Here is a 17340-nt window from a genome sequence, read left to right as displayed (position 1 = left end):
GAGTCCATTAATTGCCCCGGCGGAGCTGATCGAGAGCGGTAAGACGATGAGCGTGATGGATAGATTTTCACTGACGGGTCAGGTGGCGCTGGTGACCGGCGGCGGCCGTGGCCTGGGCTTCGAGATGGCACGTGCCCTTGCAGAGGCCGGCGCCCATGTCATCGTTACCGGACGCACGGCGGCGACGCTGGAAGACGCCGTAAGGATCATCCGTGCGGCGAGTGGCACAGCGGAGGCCGCCGCCTTCGATATCACCGATCGCGAGGCCCAGCGTGCGTTGATGGCCGATATCGAAAGGGCTCACGGTCGCCTCGACATCCTGATCAATAATGTCGGCGCCCGTGACAGGCGACCGCTGGCCGAATTCGATGATGATGCCATCATCGAACTGCTGCGCACCGATCTGGCCGCCGCGATGACGCTTTCGCGGGACGCCGCCGTGCTGATGAAGCGGCGCAATCACGGCCGCCTGATCTCGGTGACCTCCATCAGCGGCCATGTCGTCATGCCCGGTGACTGCGTCTATCCGGCAGCCAAGCAGGGCCTGACCGGCCTGATGCGCGGTATGGCGGTCGAATTCGGTCCGCACGGCATCACCAGCAACGCGATTGCGCCGGGCTGGTTTGCCACCGAAACCAATGCGGCGATGGCCGCGAACGAGGAATTGATGCCCTTCGTGCGCCAGCGCATTCCGGTCCAGCGCTGGGGGCGGCCCGACGAGATCGCCGGCGCGGCGCTGTTTCTTGCAAGCGCCGCCGCCTCCTTCGTCAATGGCCACGTCCTGACGGTCGATGGCGGCATGACGGTCAGGATGTGAGCGTTGGAAATATCGGTCTGGCGGTTCTCTATGGATGTGATGGCGCTCGGTTCGGTACCGAGGGACCCCGGCCCCGTTTTCACGTCTTCCGCCAATCGCTCCGAAGTTCAAGGTCGAGACGTCACGCGCGCCTGACAGGCGGACTGAGTTCGCGGACGAGCTGCTGCAGGCTGCGCTGGTCCTCCGCTCCCGTTTTGTCGTAGATGGCGGCCAGTTGCGATTTCACGGTGCCGTCGGCAACGCCTTGTGCGTTGGCGATCTCGGATCGCGTCATGCCTTCGGAGACGTAGCCGACCACGCGCCGTTCGGCTGGAGTGAGAGCAAAAAGGGCGGCAACGGCTTCGACGGCCGACTGTGTCACCGTTCCCGCGGCGGCGAGGAAGATCGCCGCAGCCGCGCGGCTTTCGAAACGTCCCCTTTCGGTGCGCCGCTGCAGCGGCAGAACGTGCGCGACGGCGGGGCGCTCGGCCGAGGCAAGCGGGACATCGATCCCAGCCGCTGCGAGACTGATTTCGTCCCGCGCGCCAAGCGCCACGGCGTTGGAAAGGGCAGCGCCTGCATAAGCGTAGCGCGCGGCCAGCCGGCCTGAAAGCGAGTGAACGACGTGCTGCTCGCGCAATCGTGCTTCTGCGGCATGGTTGGCGAAAAGGATTGTCATGTCTTCAGCAACGATGAAGACCGCATGGTCGAGAGCGTCGATGACCTCCCTGAGGACGGCTGCTTCGGCGCGCTCCATCTCGAACATGTCGTGGATCGTCACGGCACGGCGGATATGCGGGCCGAGTAGCCCGACAATGTCGAAGACGCGTCGCTCGCTCGGTTCGTATTGCACCGAAATGTTGATTGTCCCGACCCGGGTCGGGCGCTTCAGCACCGCCATGTCAATCGAGTTCAATACCCCATACTTGGCATGAAAGTTCTGGTAGAGCGCACCGCTCTTCCAGACGGCTTCGCCATCGGGTCCATAGAGGGAGAACATTCGCTCCAGCGTATCCGGCTGATCGATCTCCATTCGGTGGAGAAGGTGGAAGAACGGGACGTCCTTCGCATGCGCGACGAGGGTGCTGATGGCTTCTCCGTCGTCGCAGGCGATCTGAGCCAGCCGTGCGGAACGGGTGGTGGTGTCGAAGACGGCAAGCGTGGTCAAAAACCCATTCACCTGGCCATTGATCAGACGAAGAGCGTTTGGCCAGGCATCCTCCCGGGCCACACAATCATAAATAGCGCCAATGATTTCCGACAGCTGTTGTTCCATGATCGCAAACCTGCATCAGCCCGGCCTGCGCGGTCAATTGCCGCCGGCCAGGACGCCTTCATTTCCGGGATTTGCGGAAGATTTCATCCCCCACGCGGGAGATGTTTCATCGCGTGGATTTCTTACAACGCCACTGCCGGCCGGATTCCACTCGGCTTGGACAACCAGAAATTGGAGGGCAATCTTCATGAAAGCGACCAAAGCGCCGATCGCGGCGCTTCTCTTTATCGCAGTTTTACCGGCTGCAGCGCTCGGCGGCGGCGCCGGCCTGCCGAACCAGGTCCGGGAGGCCAATGCGCGCTTCCAGGACGTCAACCAGGCCGTCAGGGAAGGCTATTCGCCGATCCCGTGCACCAGCGGCATCGATGGGGGTGCTATGGGCATCCACTATGTCAATGCCGACCTCATCAAGGATGAGGCCGTTGATCTCTCCAAGCCGGAAGCCGTGATGTACGAGCCTGACGAACACGGCAAGATGAAACTGGTCGCCGTCGAATACATCACGACGAAAGGTCCCGCCAATCTCGGCGGTCAGCTGTTCAGTTTCACGAATGCACCGAACCGTACGGCCTTCCGGCTTTCTACGAGCTGCATGTCTGGGCATGGAAGGACAATCCGAAGGGATCGTTCGCCGACATGAACCCCGACGTCAGCTGCCGGCATGCGCACGGTTGATGAAGCGCTGCGTCACTCAAGGCATCATGAAAGGATAAAACAATGCCGCAATTCGTTGTCGAACGAAATATTCCAGGTCTCGGAGATATGAGCAAGGAAACCCTGCGCGAGATCTCGGCGAAATCCAACGCCGTCGTGGCCTCCCTCGGCGAACCCTATAGCTGGATCACCAGCTATGTGACTGGCGACAAGATGTACTGCGTTCATGAGGCCGAGAGTGCGGAAGCGGTCTATCGGCACGCGGAAAAGGGTGGCTTTCCTGCGGACCGCGTGACGGAGATCACGAGCCTCATCGGCCCTCATTCGGCCGCGCGTTAAACGCCGCGTTCGATGGGGCGCGGCAACCCCACTTTCCATCCGCGCACAGCCCTTCCGCAAACCGATTTCGAGGTGATGCGCCGGGGCGCGGGAGCTGGCCGGCGGACGAGGCGCCGGCCGGCTCGCAGGCGCAGCGATGTTGTAATCGGCGCACGCGTCTCCGGGGACAATCATGAGCGAGAAGCTCTTGCAGACGGGTTCGAACTGCGACTGTCCAAAGCGGTATTGCTGCTGTTTTCTCCGGCTCGTAACTTCATCCTGTGGCAACGACGGCAGTCGGTGGAAAATCGGCTTGGCGCGCTGTCGGACCACATGCTGAAGGACATTGCGGCGTCGAGAAGCGAGATCCCGTTCGTCGCCTCGCGGGATGGAGACTGGAACAGATTCCGCTGACCGAGCAGCCCTTTGCACATCGAAGCGAGGCAAAACGCTCGACGAGAAAAGGCCAGAATTCCGCATCACTCCCATTCGCCCGGGTGTAGTATAACGACGCGAAGCAGGTTAATGAACGGCAGGTGTAAGACCGCTCGTTGAGCGCCCGTTCTGCCGTTCTGCTCATCGGGCTCGAGGGCGAAATGGCCATTGCCGGTTCTCGGTCCTCATGCGGAGATTGAAAAATTAAAAATCATATTCAATGGCTTATAGAGCAGGGGATCACCAGCGAGCATATTGGCGACCTCGTCGCCGGTCTGTGCGACCGGCTGATCGCGGACGGATTTCCGATCTGGCGGGCGAGTATCAGAATGCCGTCCCTCCATCCCATGTATCGCGGCGTTTCGGCTAATTTCATGCGGGGCGGTGCGACTGTCCTTGAAAATGCGGAGCACGGCAGTGAGACGGAACGTGACTTCGAGAAGACGCCGATCTTTCACCTTTTGAGCCGCGGCGAAACAAAGGGGCGATGGAACCTGGCGAGCGGCGAGGGGCTCGATTACAGCGAACTCAACGAATTCGCGCTCGCCGGTGGCACGGATCACGTGATCAGCCTGTTCGAATTCCCGAAGGAAGTCGCGCTGCGCGGGCTCGGATTCTCGCTGACGAGCGACGCGCCGGGCGGATTTTCCGATCAACAGCTGGCGATCATAGAAGAGCTGTTCCCGGCGCTGGGGCTGGCGGCTTACCGCGTGGCGGTTTCGAAGACCGCGACCGATATCCTCGCCGTCTATACCGGCGCCAGGACCAGTGCGCGCATCCTTGCGGGCGAAACCCGCAGGGGAATGGGTGGCTCCATCGATGCCGCCATCCTGCTTGCCGACCTCCGCAATTTCACGGCGCTGACCGAGGCCTACCAGCCAGGCGAGATCGTCGGGTTTCTCAACGAGCATTTCGAGCTGATCGACCGGCATGTCGAGGAAAATTCCGGCGAGATCCTCAAGTTCATGGGCGACAGCGTGCTGGCGATCTTTCCGACGGACGCCGAGGATCCGCAAAGGGCGTGTAAGGCTGCGTTGGCTTCGGCACAGAATCTGCTGAAGGCAAACGAAGAGCTCAATCGCGAGCGGACGCGCAATGGAGGCCCCGATATCGGCATCGATGTCGTGCTGCATCTAGGCGAGCTTTTCTACGGAAATGTCGGCGCTCACGGCAGGCTCGACTTCACGGTGATCGGCAGGGCGGTCAACGAGGCTTCGCGGCTGGAGAAACTCTGCGGTACGCTTGAGCAGCACCTTCTGCTGTCGGAGAGTTTCGCGGCCAACTGTACGGTGGCTTGCGAGTATCTCGGGTCGTTCGAATTGCGTGGAGTTTCAAAGCGGGCCGACGTCTTCAAGCTCGCCAACTCTGTGTCATGAAGCGCCGATCAAAGGCGCGACCAAGTTCAGATCTCGCCTGAGACCTCACGACGGCGACGGTCAAGTTCTTCACTGTAGCGGCGCAGCGTATAGCTTTCGCTGAGCTGGCCGATCACCTTGCGTTCGATCAGGTTGTTGACGACGGCGAGTGCTTCGCTTTCGCTCTTGTCGAAGATCGCCGCCGCCTGCCTGGCATTCATCTGCGGCTGCAGGAAATCGTTGCGGTAGTGGATGAAATCGGCAAGCGTCGTGCCCTCGTCCTGCGCGTCGGTCGGGTTGGCGTAGATCTCCGGCACCAGCACGAGGCCTGCATATTTGTCGCTCTCCTCGACGAGGATGACGCGCTGGGTCGAGCCGATCGGGAAAGCCTGCTTGAATTCCTCCAGCGAAATACCCGCCCTTGCGGTCTTGACGTCGGCGCGCATCAGCTTGTCCACCGTCAGGTTACGGATCCAGCCGACGTCGTGGGCGCTACGGATGCTTTCGCCGCGCAGGTGGAAGCGCCAGGTGGCGAAGGAATAGCCGAAGGTTGAGCGGACGACGAGTGAGGAGGTGATGACGGCGGCGAGCACTAGAGCGGTGATCGGAAAATCGCCGGTGATTTCGAGCGCCAGGAACGTCATCGTCAGCGGCCCGCCGATGACGGCGACGGCGAGCGAGCTCATGCCGACGACGGCATAGATGACGGGCGTCAGCGTCGCATCGGCGAAATAGGGGCCGCAATAGGCAAAGAGCTTGCCGAGCAGGGCGCCCATGAACAGTGAGGCGAAGAACAGGCCGCCCCTGAAGCCGGAGCCGATCGAGATCGCCGAGGCCAGGGATTTCAACAGGAAGAGGCCGATCAGCGCCGGGATCGCCACCTCGCGGGAGAGATTGAGATGCAGCGCGCCGTGGCCGGCCGAGAGCACCTGTGGCGAAATCATCGCCAGAAGTCCGACGACGATGCCGCCGAGCGCCGGGCGGAAGGGCGGGGCGATCGAGCTCTTGCGCGCCAGCTCCTCGACGAAGGAGACGCCCTGCATGATCAGGATGCCGACGCCAGCGCAGAAGCCACCGAGCAGCATAGCCGGGATATAATCGGCCGGCACGACTGCGCCGAAGCTGCCGATGTCGATGGTGAAATCGCCGTGGGTGAGCAGCCTTGCGATGAGGGTGGAAACCAGGGCCGAGACGACCACAGGGGTCAGCGAGACGATCGTATAGGTGCCGATGATCAGCTCGAAGGCGTAGAAGGCGCCGGTCAGCGGCGCGTTGAAGGCAGCGGCGATAGCGCCCGCCGCGCCGCAGCCGACGAGGGTGCGCAGATCGGAGCGGCGAAGCTGCAGCTTCAGGCCGAATTTCGAGGCGAGGCCGGCGGCAAGCTGGGTATAGCCGGCCTCGAGGCCGACGGAGGCGCCGAACCCGTTGGAAATCAGGTTCTGCACGGCAACGATGATGCTGTCGGTCAAGGACAGGCGGCCGCCATGCAGCGCATTGGCCTCGATCGGGTCAACCATCGGTTTCTTGCGCCGTTTCGCCAGTACGGACAGCAACAGGCCGAGCAGGACGCCACCGATGACGGGGGCAGTGAGAAGCAGCAGCTTGTCGTCGATCACCGACGAGCTCAGCCGCTCGCTGTCGTCGATGCCGAAGACCATCTGATGCAGTTGATTGGAGACGTAGCTCATGCCGGTGACGGCGAGACCCGAGGTGATGCCGACGACGGCACCCGCCAGCGACAGGCCGACCTCACTGCGGCGGGTCAGCGCCCGCAGCCGCCCCGGGTCGAAGAAAACACGCAGCGCTCGGAACCGGCGCCGATCCAATTTCATAAGCATGGCAAGACAACTAGGCAGGAAGAGGCCCGGTCAAGGGCGATGGCGCAGTCCGCTTGCAGTGCAATTGTGGCGAAAAGCCGGCGCCCTGGATAAATATTTGTGACGTAAGTATCTGATAAATGACGATGTTTTAGGTAGGGTAAGTCGTGTTGCTGGCGTTGCCTCGCCTGTCTAGCCACTGCCGGCCGTCGAGGGCGGTTGACTTCACCCCTGAGCTTGCCTAACCATCCCTCAACGGATGGTCACCTGACCATCCTCGGATATAACGGATGGTTCCGGATCGGTGTTACGCCTTCCGGATGAAAAGGGAATGTGACGGGGCGGACCCAAGCCGGGCGCCTTCATCACAGCCGACCCCGCGACTGTAGAGCGGTCAGGGTCTTCCATCCGGCATCGAGCCCTTCCGGCCGGCGGCTTGCAATAATGCAAGCGGGCGGGACGGGCGACATGCCGGAAAAGCCACTGGACATGCATGATGATCAACCGGGGTCGGACGCCTCTTAAGTCTACGAATCGTCCACCTTTTCATCGATGCAGCCGGGAAGGCGAGGCAGATCCGCTGGCACGATCAGGGCGACCGGTTTCCGGTCTGCCCCGATCGCGGCCGATAACCGCGAGCCAGGAGACCTGCCATCCCGTGCCGGGCGAGAAGCCCAACCCTGGGCAAGAGGCCCGCTGCCAGCACGGAGGTTGTTTTGGCTGAACGATTGAATTCGGCGCGGCCTTGTGCGGCGCGATCGAGTGGGTGGGGTGCGGCATCCCACCAAAGGGGCGTCTGCGCATGACGACCGCTCCCTCCAACACCGTCTTCATCCTCGGCGGCGCCCGTTCGGGGAAATCCCGCTTCGCCGAGTCCCTTGTCATTTCGATCGGCCTCGACCGCCATTATCTCGCGACCGGCCGCGCCTGGGATGAGGAAATGCAGGCGCGCATTGCCCAACATAGAGCCGATCGCGGCCCGTCCTGGACGACGCATGAAGAGCCGCTCGATCTCGTCGGCAAGCTTGACGCTATCGACCGCGAGGGCGGCGTCGTGCTCATCGATTGCCTGACACTCTGGGTCACCAATCTGATGATGGATGAGCGCGATATGGCGGCGGAATTTGCCGCGCTCACCGATTTTCTGCCGCAGGCGAAGGCGCAGCTCGTTTTCGTTTCCAATGAGGTCGGCCTCGGCATCGTGCCGGATAATCGCATGGCGCGGGAATTCCGCGATCATGCCGGCCGGCTGCACCAATCAATTGCGGCCAAGGCCGCCGAAGTCTATTTCATCGCGGCAGGCCTGCCGTTGAAAATGAAGGGTTAAGTTCATGAACCAGCAGAAAATTCCCGCAACCGTCATTACCGGCTTTCTCGGCGCCGGCAAGACGACGATGATCCGCAACCTGCTCACCAATGCCGGCGGCAAAAAGATCGCGCTCATCATCAACGAGTTCGGCGATCTCGGCGTCGATGGCGAGGTGCTGAAGGGCTGCGGCGCTGACAATTGCACCGAGGACGATATCATCGAGCTGACCAATGGCTGCATCTGCTGCACCGTCGCCGACGATTTCATCCCGACGATGACGAAGTTGCTCGAGCGTGAACAGCGGCCCGACCATATCGTCATCGAAACCTCGGGCCTTGCCCTGCCGCAGCCGCTGGTCGCGGCCTTCAATTGGCCTGACATTCGCACCCAGGTGACGGTCGATGGCGTCATTACCGTGGTCGACAGCGCGGCTGTCGCCGCCGGCCGTTTCGCCGACGACCACGATGCCGTCGAGGCGGCGCGCGGCGCAGATGAATCGCTCGATCACGAAAGCCCGATCGAGGAGTTGTTCGAGGATCAGCTGACTTGCGCCGATCTGATCGTACTCAACAAGACCGACCTGATCGACGCTGCCGGCCTTATCAGGGTTCGCGACGAGGTCGCCTCCCGCACGGTGCGCAAGCCGGTGATGATCGAGGCGAAAAATGGCGAGGTGTCGGCCGGAATTCTGCTCGGCCTCGGCATCGGCACGGAGGACGATGTCGCCAACCGCAAATCGCATCACGAGCTGGAGCATGAGGACGGCGCGCCGCACGACCATGACGAATTCGACAGCTTCGTCGTCGAACTCGGCCCGGTCGCCGATCCCGCCGGCTTCATTGCTGGCCTGAAGACGATTATCGCCGACCATGACGTACTGCGTCTCAAGGGTTTCGTCGATGTCGCCGGCAAGCCGATGCGCCTGCAGATCCAGGCCGTCGGCAACCGCATCGACCATTATTTCGACCGTGCCTGGGCCCCGAGCGAAACGCGCGCCACGCGCCTCGTGGTCATCGGTCTGCACGAGATGGACCAGGACGCTGTTAGGGCGGCGATCGAGGCGCTGGCGTAATCCCATGCATCTGCTTCTGGCCCAACAGGGAACGATCAGCGACTGCGAGGAGGCGATCGACCTCGGGCAGACGCCGGGCGATATCGTGTTCCTGTCGGCCGCCGACAGCGAGCTTGCCGCCATCGCAGCCGCCCATCGCGAGCATGGGGCGGCGCCTTCGCTGAGACTTGCCAGCCTGATGAGCCTCAAGCATCCGATGTCGGTCGATACCTATGTCGAACGCACGGCGCGGCATGCCAGGCTCATCATCGTGCGTGCGCTCGGCGGTGCCAGCTATTTCCACTATACGCTGGAGGCGCTGCACGCGGCAGCGTCCCGCGCCGGTGCGCTGATTGCGGTCTTGCCGGGCGATGCCCGGCCGGATGCGGGGCTCGTTCCTTTTTCCAACGTTGATCTCGACGATATGAATGCGCTCTGGGCCTATCTGATCGAAGGCGGCGACGCCAATGCGCGCGGCTTTCTCGATTATGCCTCGGCGATGTTGTCAGGTGCCGAGAAGCCGGCGCCGGCAGTGCCTTTGATGAAGGCGGGCATCTGGTGGCCGGGGCGGGGGCTGATCGGGGTGCAGGAGTGGCGGCAGGTTGCCGGTTCGCATGTCGCGCCGCCTTCGTCCGTCGAGCAGGGGGGTATCCCACATTCGACGGAGGAGGTGGCGTTTGGGCCAATCGTCGCCATCAGCTTCTACCGCGCCCTCGTCCAGAGCGGCGAGACCGCCCCGATCGAGGCACTGGTCGAAGCGCTGGCGGCGTTCGGCCTGCGGCCACTGCCGGTTTTTGCCTATAGCCTCAAGGACCCCGTCTCGACAGGTATTCTCGAAAGCGTGTTTGCGGCACTGAAACCCGATGTCGTCATCAACACGACCGGCTTTGCCGTCTCGGCACCAGGTGCTGACCGGCAGCCGACGGTGCTGGAAGCGAATGGGGCGGTGGTGCTGCAGGCGATCCTGTCGGCCTCGTCGCGGGAGGCTTGGGCCGCTTCCGCGCAAGGCTTGTCGGCACGAGATCTCGGCATGAACGTGGCGCTTCCTGAAGTCGACGGCCGGGTGCTGGCGCGGGCGATCTCTTTCAAGACGGCAGCGCGTTATGACGCGGCTGTCGAGACCAACATCGTCTGCAGCGAACCCGATACCGGCCGGGTGAGTTATACGGCTGAACTTGCCGCCAACTGGGCGCGCCTGCGGAAGAGATCGGCCGGTGATCGCCGCATCGCGCTTGTCATGGCGAATTATCCGAACCGCGACGGCCGGCTCGGCAACGGCGTCGGCCTCGATACGCCGGCCGGCACCATCGCGGTGCTTCGCGCCATGGGAGCCGCGGGTTACCCGGTCGCCGACATTCCGGCAGATGGGGACGCGCTGATCCGGCATCTGATGGAAGGGCCGACCAATTCCGGCCACGACGGCAGGGTCATTCGCGAAACGCTTTCCCTCGCTCGCTACAACAGCTTCTTTCAATCTCTTCCCAATAAGATTCAAGATGAGGTGAGGGCTCGCTGGGGCAATCCTAAGGACGATGCGTATTTTCGCGAGGGCGGCTTCGCCCTGCCTTTCGCGCGCTTCGGCGGCGTGCTCGTCGGCATCCAGCCGCCGCGCGGCTATAATATCGATCCGAAGGAAAGCTATCATTCGCCGGATCTCGTGCCGCCGCACGGTTATTTTGCCTTCTATGTCTTCCTGTGCCAGGAATTCGGTGCACATGCGGTCATCCACATGGGCAAACACGGCAATCTCGAATGGCTGCCGGGCAAGGCGCTGGCGCTGTCGGAAGGCTGTTATCCCGAGGTGATCCTCGGGCCGCTGCCGCATCTTTATCCCTTCATCGTCAACGATCCGGGCGAGGGCACGCAGGCCAAGCGCCGGACTGCCGCTGTCATCATCGATCACCTGACGCCGCCTTTGACGCGGGCTGAGAGTTATGGACCACTCAAGGATCTGGAAGCGCTGGTCGACGAATATTACGAGGCCTCCGGCGGCGATCCCCGCCGCATCCGCTTGCTCAGCCGGCAGATCCTCGATCTGGTCACCGATATCGGCCTCGACCGGGATGCCGGCATAATCAGCGGCGAAAGCGAGGGCGAGGCGCTGAAGAAGCTCGACGCCTATCTCTGCGACCTCAAGGAAATGCAGATCCGCGACGGGCTGCATATCTTCGGCGTTTCGCCCGAAGGGCGGCTGCTGACCGACCTGACGGTGGCGCTGGCGCGGGTGCCGCGGGGGCTGGGTGAGGGCGGGGATGCGAGTTTGCAGCGGGCGATTGCGGGTGATGTGGGGGTGGGCGGTGTGCCTGTGGCACCCCCCTCTGTCCTGCCGGACATCTCCCCCACAAGGGGGGAGATCGGCAAGAGGCTTGGGCTTCCCACAAAAGAAACGTTTGAAGTTGCCGCACCTTCGGCCGAGCAGTTGGAGCGGGACCTCTCATCCCCGATCTCCCCCCTTGTGGGGGAGATGTCCGGCAGGACAGAGGGGGGTAACTCCACGTTCGATCCTCTCGACTGCGACATGGCCGCCCCCTGGACAGCCCCACGTCATGCCATCCTAGCAGATCTCCTCGACGCCCCCTGGCGCACCAACGGCGACACCGTCGAGCGCATCGAGCTCCTGGCGGCGAAGTTCGTTTCCGGCCAGATCGTCTGCCCTGAGAACTGGCCGGCGACGCGGGCGGTGCTTTCCGAGATCGAGACCCGCCTCAAGCCTTCGATCCTGGCCTGCGGGCCAGCCGAAATCGCAGGCCTGCTTAACGGCCTCGACGGCCGCTTCGTTGCGCCCGGCCCCTCCGGGGCGCCGACGCGCGGGCGGCCCGATGTGCTGCCGACGGGCCGCAATTTCTATTCGGTCGATAGCCGCGCCGTGCCGACGCCGGCCGCCTACGAACTCGGCAAGAAATCCGCGGAACTGCTGGTTCGCCGCTATGCGCAGGATCACGGCGAATGGCCGGCTTCCCTAGGGCTGACGGCCTGGGGCACGTCGAACATGCGCACCGGCGGCGATGACATCGCCCAGGCGCTGGCGCTGATTGGCGTCAAGCCGCTCTGGGACATGAGCTCGCGCCGCGTCACCGGCTACGAGATCATACCGCCGGCAATGCTCGGGCGGCCGCGCGTCGACGTGACGCTCAGGATATCCGGCTTCTTCCGCGACGCTTTTCCCGAGCAGATCGCCCTGTTCGACAAGGCGGTCCGCGCCGTCGGCGCGCTTGAAGAGGACGAGGCCGACAATCCGATCGCCGCGCGCATGCGCGGCGAGGCGGCAAGGCTTGCCGCAGCCGGCCTCGACGAGGTCTCGGCCAGAAGGCGAGCGGGCTACCGGGTGTTCGGCTCGAAGCCCGGCGCTTATGGCGCGGGGCTGCAGGCGCTGATTGACGAAAAAGGCTGGGAGCGGCGCGCCGATCTCGCCGAGGCCTATCTCGTCTGGGGCAGCTATGCCTATGGCGCCGGCGAGGAGGGCAAGGCCGAACGCGGCCTGTTCGAGGAGCGGCTGCGCTCGGTGCAGGCCGTCGTTCAGAATCAGGATAATCGCGAACACGATCTGCTCGACAGCGACGATTATTACCAGTTCGAAGGCGGCATGGCGGCGGCGGCGGAACAGCTCGCCGGCGCCCGCCCCTCGATCTATCACAACGATCATTCCCGGCCGGAACGGCCGGTGATCCGTTCGCTGGAAGAGGAGATCGGCCGCGTCGTGCGCGGGCGCGTCGTCAATCCGAAATGGATATCGGGCGTCATGCGCCACGGTTACAAGGGTGCGGCCGAGATTGCCGCCACCGTCGACTATCTCTTCGCCTTTTCGGCGACGACGGGTGCAGTCGGCGCCCATCATTTCGAGGCGGTATACCAGGCCTTCGTCGCCGATCCCATTGTGAGTACCTTCATGATGGAGAAGAACCCGGCAGCATTCGACGAGATGAAGGAGCGGCTGTGCGAGGCGATCGACCGCAGCCTCTGGACGCCGCGCAGCAATTCGGCCCGGTTCGACCTGGCCGCCAACAATAGAACAAGGTGAACCGATGAGCGACGAGACACCGGAGAGCGCGATCCCAGAAGGCGAAGCTGGAAAGGACGATGCGCGCCATGCCGAGAAGATGGCGAAGAAGAAGGCCGCCCGCGACAAGATCATGGCGACCAAGACCGATGGCAAGGGGCTGATCATCGTCCACACCGGCAAGGGCAAGGGCAAGTCATCGGCCGCCTTCGGCATGATCTTCCGCCACATCGCCCATGGCAAGCCCTCTGCCGTCGTGCAGTTCATCAAGGGTGCGATGTGGACCGGCGAGCGCGATCTGATCGAGAAGCATTTCTCCGATCTCTGCCAGTTCCACACCATGGGCGAGGGGTTCACCTGGGAAACGCAGGACCGCGCCCGCGACGTTGCCGCCGCCTCGGCTGCCTGGGAAAAGGCCAAGGAGCTGATCCGCGACGATCGCTATTCCATGGTGCTGCTCGACGAGATCAACATCGCGCTACGCTACGACTATCTCGATATCAACGAGGTCGTGGAATTCCTGAAGAACGAGAAGCCGCCCATGACGCATGTCGTGCTGACGGGGCGCAACGCCAGGGAGGAACTGATCGAGATCGCCGACCTGGTGACCGAGATGGAACTGATCAAGCATCCGTTCCGCTCCGGCATCAAGGGCCAGCCGGGCGTGGAATTCTAGGCATCAGTTGAGAGAGAGGCCGCGCAGGATCGCGGCCGTTTCCTCATCCGCCGGGAAGAAGGATTCCACGGCCAGTTCCGACAGAGTGATGTCGACGGGCGTGCCGAAGACCGTGGTCGTCGAGATCAGGGATAGCAGACCGGCCTTGGTCGAAAGCTTCAGCGGAATGGCGATGCCGGCGTGGTCGGTATGCGCATCGTTCGCCGCTTCGGGCGCCGGATAGGACAGCAGTTCGTTCAGCAGCCTCTCCAATACCGGATCGCCCGAAGCCGATATTTGCTGACGCAGCCGGTCGATAAGGTGGGCGCGCCATTCCGGGAGGTTTGCAATGCGGGGCGCCAGTCCTTGCGGGTGCAGGCTGAGGCGCAGCACATTGACTGGCGGTTCCAGCAGGGAGGGATCGGCAATGCCTGAGATGAGCGGCGCCAGCGCCGCGTTGGAGGCAATGAGCGTCCAGTGGCGGTCGATCGCGAGCGCCGGGAAAGGCTGATGAGTTTTCAACACCATGTCGATGGCGCGGCGCGCCGGTTCCAAGGCGGGATCGTCGAGTGCACGCTCGGTAAAGACGGGAGCGAAACCCGCCGCCAGCAGCAGCGGGTTCCGGTCGCGGAGCGGCACGCCGAGGCGTTCGGCAAGATGCAGCAGCATGTCGCGGCTCGGCGTCGAGCGCCCGCTCTCGATGAAGCTCAGATGCCGCTGCGAGATATCTGCCTCCAGCGCCAGGTCGAGCTGGCTCATCCGGCGGCGCTGGCGCCATCCGCGCAGATGATCTCCAAGAGGGCGGGCGGTCGGCTTCATCAGGCAGCTTCCGGCAATTGGTCGATGAAGCCGCGGACGGATTTCAGTTTGCCGTCTTCGAGTTCGGCAAAATCCGTGCCCTTGATCAGTGCTTCGCCATTGGCAGGTCCGAGGCCCCAGGAGAAACGCAGATTGTCGCCATAGCCGTCAGCCGTGCCGATCAGTTCGAAACGGAAACCGGGGAAACGGTTCTGCACGGCCTCCACCAGCGAATTGATCTGCTCGTGGCCTTCGCCGCGCATCAGCGGATCGATGTAGGTTGCGGCTTCCGCCCAGCTCTCGGCGATGAGAGCGCGGCGGCGAGCCGCATCCGTCTCGTTCCAGATGGCGAGGTAGCGCTCGGCATTGCTGTTTGCATCGTTCATCGGGTCATCTCCTTTTGATCGCCCGTCATTCAGGCAGGGCGATCATGCGGGAAGGTGGTGCACCCTATCAATTACGCCAGAGGTAATGGAAGACGGCCAAGCGTCTCCGTCAGATGCCGAGCCACAAGCGCAGCGGATTTGCCGGGTCGGCGAGGAGCTTGACCGCCAGGGCGACGCACACGATCACCAGCAGCGGCTTGATCAGCTTCGAACCGATGCGCATGGCAAGGCGCGAACCGAGCTGCGCGCCGAGGAACTGGCAGATGCCCATCAACAGGCCGATCTTCCAGAGTATCGCGCCAAAGCTTGCGAAGACAATCAGCGCGCCGAAATTCGAGCCGAGATTGAGAAGCTTGGTGTGGGCGGTTGCCTTCAGCACGCCGAAGCCGGCGAGTGTGACGAAGGCGAGCATGAAGAAGGAGCCGGTGCCCGGGCCGAAGACCCCGTCATAAACGCCGATGGCCGGGACCAGCGTCAGGCCGAAGGCGAAGGGCGTGATGCGGCGATGGGTATCGACGTCGTTGAGGTTCGGCTTGACGGCAAAGAAGATCGCGATCGACAGCAGCAACACCGGCATGATCGCCTGCAGCACCTGTCCGGGTACGATCGTGGCAAGGGCAGCGCCGAGCGCCCCGCCCATGACCGCCATCAGCGCCATCGGCAATTGTTCGCGAAGCTGCACGTGGCCCTTGCGGGCATAAGCGAGCGTTGCCGAGGCGGCACCAAAGATCGACTGCACCTTATTGGTGCCGAGCGTCTGCAGCGGCGGAATGCCGGCAATCAGCATGGCGGGAACGGTGATGAGGCCGCCGCCACCGGCAATCGAATCGACGAAACCAGCAAAAAAGGCCGCCGCGCAGAGCAGTAGAAGCAGATGGAAGGTGATATCGGGCAAGACGGAGTTCCGGAGGGGCTTTCAGGCCGCCTTCTTGCATTTCCCGCCTCGGGCTGCAATGGCTGCAAAGGACATGGCAAGGCGCATTCGGCAGCAACATGAGCGACATTACCTTCGACAGGAGCAGACATCACGTGCTCGGGCTCGGCTGCGAGCGCAAAACGCCGCCCGCTGAAGTGCTGGCACTGGCCATCGAAGCGGTTGAAGCGGCCGGTATCATCGGGGCGGAGCTTGCTGCCATTGCCTCGATCGACAGCCGTTCCGAAGAAGCGGCGATCCTTGCCGTTGCCAGGCATTTTGCCGTGCCCGCCGTCTTCTTCGATGCGCCGCGGCTGGAAGAGGAAACGCCGCGGCTTAAAAATCCCTCTGCCATCGTCTTTGCCCGTGTCGGCTGCCATGGCGTGGCGGAATCCGCGGCACTTGCGGCCATTGGAGCGGATGCGGAGCTGCTGCTCGGCAAGATCAAATCCGCGCATGCGACAGCGGCGATTGCCGGCATCGGGTTGCGGAAAGCCTGACGGGCGTTATGGTGGCCACACGTTGCGACGCCGTCCGGCAGCTTCGCGATCTACATTTAGAGGATATCAATGCACAAGGTCATTTATGACACGGATCCGGGCGTCGATGACGCCATGGCGCTTCTTTTCCTGCACCGCCACCCCGAAATCGATCTGATCGGCATCACCACCGTTTTCGGTAACGCCTCGGTCGAGACGACGACACGCAATGCGCTCTTCCTCAAGCGCGATTGGAATATTCCGGCACCCGTTGCCAAGGGCGCCAGCGTCACCATCGACCCCTCGCGCGCCGAGCGGCCCTGGCCGGCCATGGTGCATGGTGACAATGGCCTCGGCGATATCGACGTGCCGGAGACGATCGACCTGCCGCTCGATCCGCGCCCGGCGCATCGCTTCATCATCGATACCGTGCGCGCCCATCCGGGCGAAGTGCGCCTCGTCGCTGTCGGGCGGATGACCAATCTGGCGCTGGCGCTGAAGGAAGCCCCCGAGATCGCAACGCTGGTCAAGGACGTCGTCATCATGGGCGGCAATTTCTATGTGCCGGGCAATGTCTCGCCGGTCGCCGAGGCCAACATCCATGGTGATCCCGAAGCTGCGGATATCGTCATGACCGCGCCCTGGAAGGTGACCGTCATCGGCCTCGACGTCACCGCGGTCACCACGATGAGCCGCAGCTATCTTGGCGAGATGGCGGCCAAGGGCGACAAGGCGGTCAAACAGCTCAATGAACTCTCGCAGTCCTACATCGATTTTTACAAGCATGCGGTTGAGGACGGCATGATGGTGCATGATAGCTGCGCCTCAGTCTATGTCGTGGCGCCCGAACTGTTCTCGTCGATATCGGGTGCGGTGCGTGTCGTCTGTGGCGGCATCGCCGACGGCCAGACCATCGTAAAGCCGGACGGTCGCCGTTTTCCGCCGGGTGACTGGGATGGCCTGCCGAGACAGATCGTCTGCACCGGCATCGAATCGAAAAAGGTTATCGATCTCATCCGCGACACGCTGCTCAGGGCCTGACCGATTGGAAGACTGGCCGCTTCGCGGCCGGTCGTCGCGACTATATGATAATATATTCAT

Annotated in this window: 15 protein-coding genes, 1 pseudogene and 1 riboswitch; of the genes and pseudogenes, 11 read left to right on the top strand and 5 right to left on the bottom strand. The window is 63.0% G+C overall.

What is annotated here, in order from left to right; translation table 11 throughout:
• Window positions 1–46: 46 nt before the first annotated feature.
• Window positions 47–817 carry an SDR family oxidoreductase gene (locus J3O30_RS13425; protein ID WP_207580811.1) on the top strand — a complete coding sequence of 257 codons (771 nt, stop codon included), beginning with the start codon at window positions 47–49 and terminating at the stop codon, window positions 815–817.
• Window positions 818–938: 121 nt separating this feature from the next.
• Here J3O30_RS13425 and J3O30_RS13420 read toward each other — a convergent pair whose 3' ends face one another.
• Window positions 939–2072 carry a helix-turn-helix transcriptional regulator gene (locus J3O30_RS13420; protein WP_207580810.1) on the bottom strand — a complete coding sequence of 378 codons (1134 nt, stop codon included), beginning with the start codon at window positions 2070–2072 and terminating at the stop codon, window positions 939–941.
• Between the two features lie 187 nt (window positions 2073–2259).
• Between J3O30_RS13420 and J3O30_RS13415 the strand changes: the two are divergent.
• From J3O30_RS13415 to J3O30_RS13400, 4 genes and pseudogenes are all read left to right on the top strand, one after another.
• Window positions 2260–2747 (top strand): annotated as a pseudogene (locus J3O30_RS13415) (hypothetical protein).
• A 42-nt stretch (window positions 2748–2789) separates the two neighbouring features.
• A complete protein-coding gene (locus tag J3O30_RS13410) occupies window positions 2790–3065 on the top strand; it encodes a DUF4242 domain-containing protein (protein WP_207580809.1) in 276 nt (91 codons plus the stop codon).
• A gap of 12 nt (window positions 3066–3077) precedes the next feature.
• Entirely contained in the window at window positions 3078–3458 is a 381-nt protein-coding gene (locus J3O30_RS13405; protein WP_246762669.1) for a DUF1127 domain-containing protein, read from the top strand.
• A 308-nt stretch (window positions 3459–3766) separates the two neighbouring features.
• Window positions 3767–4855, top strand: a complete 1089-nt coding sequence (locus J3O30_RS13400; protein ID WP_207584325.1) for an adenylate/guanylate cyclase domain-containing protein — start codon at window positions 3767–3769, stop codon at window positions 4853–4855.
• Between the two features lie 26 nt (window positions 4856–4881).
• Here J3O30_RS13400 and J3O30_RS13395 read toward each other — a convergent pair whose 3' ends face one another.
• Window positions 4882–6672 carry a chloride channel protein gene (locus J3O30_RS13395; protein ID WP_207580808.1) on the bottom strand — a complete coding sequence of 597 codons (1791 nt, stop codon included), beginning with the start codon at window positions 6670–6672 and terminating at the stop codon, window positions 4882–4884.
• 253 nt (window positions 6673–6925) lie between these two features.
• Window positions 6926–7322: riboswitch (cobalamin riboswitch) on the top strand.
• Window positions 7323–7453: 131 nt separating this feature from the next.
• Here J3O30_RS13395 and cobU point away from each other — a divergent pair.
• Genes cobU through cobO form a run of 4 tightly spaced genes read left to right on the top strand, consistent with a single transcriptional unit; the run spans window position 7454 to window position 13684 of the window.
• Window positions 7454–7978, top strand: a complete 525-nt coding sequence (cobU, locus tag J3O30_RS13390; RefSeq protein ID WP_207580807.1) for a bifunctional adenosylcobinamide kinase/adenosylcobinamide-phosphate guanylyltransferase — start codon at window positions 7454–7456, stop codon at window positions 7976–7978.
• A 4-nt stretch (window positions 7979–7982) separates the two neighbouring features.
• Window positions 7983–9032, top strand: coding sequence for a cobalamin biosynthesis protein CobW (cobW, locus tag J3O30_RS13385; RefSeq protein ID WP_207580806.1), 1050 nt, complete (start codon window positions 7983–7985; stop codon window positions 9030–9032).
• A 4-nt stretch (window positions 9033–9036) separates the two neighbouring features.
• The gene (gene cobN / locus J3O30_RS13380) at window positions 9037–13029 is read left to right on the top strand and encodes a cobaltochelatase subunit CobN (protein ID WP_207580805.1); all 3993 of its coding nucleotides are present in this window, start codon (window positions 9037–9039) and stop codon (window positions 13027–13029) included.
• 4 nt (window positions 13030–13033) lie between these two features.
• Window positions 13034–13684, top strand: coding sequence for a cob(I)yrinic acid a,c-diamide adenosyltransferase (gene cobO / locus J3O30_RS13375; protein WP_207580804.1), 651 nt, complete (start codon window positions 13034–13036; stop codon window positions 13682–13684).
• Between the two features lie 3 nt (window positions 13685–13687).
• Here the strand turns inward: cobO and J3O30_RS13370 are convergent, their stop codons facing one another.
• The 3 genes from J3O30_RS13370 to J3O30_RS13360 form a co-directional block, all read right to left on the bottom strand.
• Window positions 13688–14482, bottom strand: coding sequence for a helix-turn-helix transcriptional regulator (locus tag J3O30_RS13370; RefSeq protein WP_207580803.1), 795 nt, complete (start codon window positions 14480–14482; stop codon window positions 13688–13690).
• Window positions 14482–14847 carry a nuclear transport factor 2 family protein gene (locus tag J3O30_RS13365; RefSeq protein ID WP_207580802.1) on the bottom strand — a complete coding sequence of 122 codons (366 nt, stop codon included), beginning with the start codon at window positions 14845–14847 and terminating at the stop codon, window positions 14482–14484. The genes J3O30_RS13370 and J3O30_RS13365 overlap by 1 nt, the downstream gene beginning before the upstream one ends.
• Window positions 14848–14956: 109 nt before the next feature.
• Window positions 14957–15742: a TSUP family transporter gene (locus J3O30_RS13360; protein WP_207580801.1), complete on the bottom strand. Its 786-nt coding sequence runs from the start codon at window positions 15740–15742 to the stop codon at window positions 14957–14959.
• Between the two features lie 98 nt (window positions 15743–15840).
• Here J3O30_RS13360 and J3O30_RS13355 point away from each other — a divergent pair, with 98 nt between their 5' ends.
• Both J3O30_RS13355 and J3O30_RS13350 read left to right on the top strand, forming a co-directional pair.
• Window positions 15841–16260 (top strand): cobalamin biosynthesis protein, encoded by a 420-nt coding sequence (locus J3O30_RS13355; RefSeq protein WP_207580800.1) that lies wholly within the window; start codon window positions 15841–15843, stop codon window positions 16258–16260.
• Between the two features lie 69 nt (window positions 16261–16329).
• On the top strand, window positions 16330–17280 hold the full coding sequence (locus J3O30_RS13350; RefSeq protein ID WP_207580799.1) for a nucleoside hydrolase: 951 nt from the start codon (window positions 16330–16332) through the stop codon (window positions 17278–17280).
• Window positions 17281–17340 lie beyond the last annotated feature (60 nt).

Source organism: Rhizobium sp. NZLR1, assembly GCF_017357385.1.
In the GTDB taxonomy this organism is placed as follows: domain Bacteria; phylum Pseudomonadota; class Alphaproteobacteria; order Rhizobiales; family Rhizobiaceae; genus Rhizobium.
Note: the sequence above shows the minus strand (reverse complement) of the source record. Positions and strands in the feature narration are given on the sequence as shown.